Source organism: Flavobacterium sp. (assembly GCF_044368625.1).
Classification (GTDB): Bacteria; Bacteroidota; Bacteroidia; order Flavobacteriales; family Flavobacteriaceae; genus Flavobacterium.
The window spans coordinates 1-3823 of the sequence record NZ_JBIPPD010000371.1; the positions used below are offsets into that span (position 1 = coordinate 1).

A 3823-nucleotide genomic window follows, 5' to 3' on the forward strand; every position below is an offset into this window, starting at 1 on the left:
GCAGCGCGGAGTGTGTGCAGGGTGCTCACATTGCGCGAATCAAGCAGTTGGTGTCGCAGCGAATTGCAAATCAAAATTTTCATATCGCCATTGCCGACATTCAGGGTGAAAATCTCAATTGCACGACTTCATCGGACGGATTGTCTATTACCGTTGAGATGCCGGTTGAGCATGGTTTCACCTCGGACAACATCGGTCAATCTTGCTTTCTAGGGGGGGTTGCTGGGATTGCATCATCTGTTCCAGGTCGATACGCGATCACAGACGTTAGCGGTAACTTTGTAACTTTTTCCCCGATTTTCGCCTGTACCTGGAGTCGTAGCACCACCACGGCAACGGTAACGTTCCAAGGTGGAAACCCAATTTTCAATCTTAACGAGACGGCGACGGTTTCGGCCTCGTCTGATGTGGCTGCAATTGTCAACGGCGTTGTGACCTTGCTGACTCAGGCCAGCGGCGGCGTAACCACCTTCAATTGTTTAAATGCCGGTGCTACATCCGGCACGCTGACCTTGACCATGACCCAAAAGGCGTGGACTGGTAGCGCGTCGGGTACCGTGACGGTTTACGGGTGGAATTGTATCCATTTCGTCAAAAACGGCACCACCGGCACCACTTGCGGCATCGATACGCAGCGCAAGGGGTGGTCGTCTGGCGATACACTTGCCACGGTGATTAGCGATGTTACTGGTGGAATCGGTCATGTTCTCCAGGCATATGGCGATGGGCAAACTGAAACTTTCGCGAGTGCGAGTCCGACTTCAACGGTTGTTACCGTCCAGTTTGCTGGAAGCGGATCTCGTATCGATGGTTTACCCTCCGTCGAGGATAAGCTTTATCTGATTTGCTCGACGTTTAATGGCGTTTCTGCACCGGCAAGCACTACCCGCTTGACGATCGGCCATTTCCGCCTTGTCGATATTGGCATTAACAAAGTTCAGATTAGCGGATTTGAGCAGACCGGAACGACTAGCGCCCTTTCGGTAATGTCTACACTCGGCTCCCAGTTGAATAGTCAGGTTACTGGTGCCGCCGCTCACTCGGCTGCGGCAACTGGCAACCCCGTTATAATTGGCGGTCGTGTAAATAGCACGTTGGATACGACGTTGACCAACAACGATACGTCCTATCTCGGAGTTACTACTGCACAGCAGTTAATTCAGAAGCCTTACGGCTCGGCTGAAAACGATTGGACATTTGCGAGCGCAGCGGGTGGCATCGTCAACTCGACAACTGGTGTACAGGTCAGGGCGGCTGGTGCAGCTTCGATTCGTAACTACATGACTTGGCTTACCATTTCGGCAGATGCGCTCGGTGCTGCAACCGAATTGATCGTCTACGATGGTACGACTGCAACGGTGCTGTTCCGGTATCGTATTAATACTGTCGGGCTTCTCGGTGGGATCGCGATTTACTTCCCGACTCCTCTGAAGGGCAGCGCGGCTACACTGATGGGTGTCGCGACGACCGTGGCTAGCGTCACTGGTGGTGTTCAGTTCTCCTGCGGCGGATACCAGAGCTTCTGATCATGAATGAACCATATGAAATAATTGAGTCTGTCGAATCACCAAGTGGGATCGCCATCGTTGTTCGCGGTCAAACGATACCGATTGGTGATAGAGACGGATTTAGCGACGAAATATGGAATGCAAAACTACAATCGAAAGCTAATTACTTCGCCACAGTGATGGATAACGCATAATGGACGACATGGAGCAGCCGACTTCACACGAAGCGGCGGAATCGCCTGCTGTTGAAAAGACAGAGGATATTGATTCTGCATCTGAGAAGGCACTTGTCGCTGAGTTCTCGAATCTCGTCGAATCGCCGGACTTCCTCCGTGGCGCATTCGAACGCATGCAGTCTGACCGTGAATACGTGTCGGTCGGCGTATTTGCGGAAGATGACCAGGATTCAGTGTGCGTTAATCAGGTTCTTAAGAATCAGCAAGCCGTCATCTCGAATCTTGGTATTGATGACCCGAAGGCATCGTGCAAACAGATGCCACAGGTCGGCAATGTCGTCGATCCTATTCTCGCCACCATGGCTGAGACGTGTGAACTGTTTCTGAATCGTCAGATTAAGCAGACTGGTCTTGCTGGTATTCTCGAAGGTGCTGCACAGGATGCACAGACAAACGGTATCGCATGGCTAAAGGTATCGTTGCAGGAAGATTTCTTCAAGGATCCCGTTGGTCAGAATCGCTTCAACGATCAGCAGGAGAACGTTGCCGAATACGAGCGACTCAAGTTGCAGTACGAAGCTGGTGAAATCGACGAAGACTGCGCGGATTATCAGAAGTTCAAGGATCTCGACAACACGTTGAAGACGTGGATGGCCGATCAGATCCTTTCTCAGCCGACGATGATTCCGCAGACTGTTGTCGATCCGATGACCGGCATGCAGACCGTGCAAATGGTCCCCGACCCCACGGACCCTCGTACAATCCAGAAGCAAGCCATCATTGACGGTAAGACCGTTGATCTGCTCGGCTGCCCCGAACTTCCTCGCTATCTCGGCTTTGCGGTCGATCAGTTGCTCCCAGAGGACGTTCGGTGGGATTGGTCTATCTCCCGCCCCGAGGATCTTCGCAAGGGCGAATGGTTGGCCTATCGCGTCTTCATGACGCAGGAACAGATTTCTGCGAAGTTCAAGCTCGATGCCGACGAGTGGAGGAAGATCAATCTGTATTCTTCCAAGGGAAGCAAGATCGAACGTCGTTGGAGTGTCTATTCTCCGACTGATCGCCCAGAGCTTGAGACATCGGTTCTCAACGATCGCTGTGCAGTGTGGACTATGGAACATCGTGTTCAGGGTCGTCGCTACGTCTTCGTCGATGGCATTGGACGGTTCTTGGTCAACGAGACTCTGAGTGCTGTCGGTGCAAATCCCTTTAGTCTGTTCCCGATTTACTTTAATCGCGTATCTGGCAAGGCATTACCGATCTCCGATGTTCAGTTGCAGCGCGATCTGCAAGATGAATACAACATGCTTCGCACGCATGATCGCGGCGGTCGTCGCGCATCCTATCCGTGGACTGTTATTGCCGCTGGTGCTGCCAACAAGCAGGATATCGCAGCAATCGAAGGTCGTACTCCCTTCCAAGCTGTGATGCTTAAGAAGGCAGACGACATCGGGAAATACATCAAGGAGTTTGCTGGTGCGCCATACAATCCCAGCTTGTACGACACCAGCAAAGTTGTCGCGGACATGCAGATGGTCGCGTCAATCCCACTTACGGGCATGGGTGTACAAGGTGAGGGCAAGGTCGCCACGGATCTCACGCTCGCAAATCAGGGCATGCAGAAAGCAACAAGTCGCCGTCAGTCGCTGATGGATCGCACACTGAGTGACATCCTCGAATGGATGGCTCAGGTTGCAATCAAGGTATTCCCCGAAGACAACATCAAGGCACAGTGCGGGATGAACGCAGTGTGGCTCGCCATGTCGGCAGAGCAGTTGTCGATGAACTTCCAGATCGGAATCAAGGGTGCTGTCAGCGGACCTCCTGATTTCCAGAGCAAGATGCAGTTCTGGTCGGCATTCCCCGACATCGTCGGCAAGCTGATGTCGGTTCCCGGTGTCAATGTGCAGGCAGTTCTCGGACAGTTGATGTCGCTTGGTGGTATCACGGAAGACATCCGTAACTACTGGTCCCCACCAATGATGCCTCCGATGCCGAATGCAGGCACGCCTCCGAAGATGGGCGGTGGGGCACCAGAATCGCAGGGGAATCGTGGCGTTGAAGGTGGCGCACCCCCTATGCAAACTGCACCCTCGCCACAGAATCTACCTAATAACCCGAACGATCGTTTGGGCATGT

2 protein-coding genes are annotated in these 3823 nt (G+C 52.9%); both read left to right on the plus strand.

Annotation, left to right across the window (positions count from 1 at the left end; all coding sequences use genetic code 11):
- On the plus strand, window positions 1-1526 hold a 1526-nt coding region (locus ACIQ2X_RS17030; protein WP_396180221.1), incomplete at its 5' end, for a hypothetical protein.
- Between the two features lie 175 nt (window positions 1527-1701).
- Window positions 1702-3823: hypothetical protein (locus ACIQ2X_RS17035; protein WP_396180222.1), on the plus strand; the 2122-nt coding region annotated here is incomplete at its 3' end.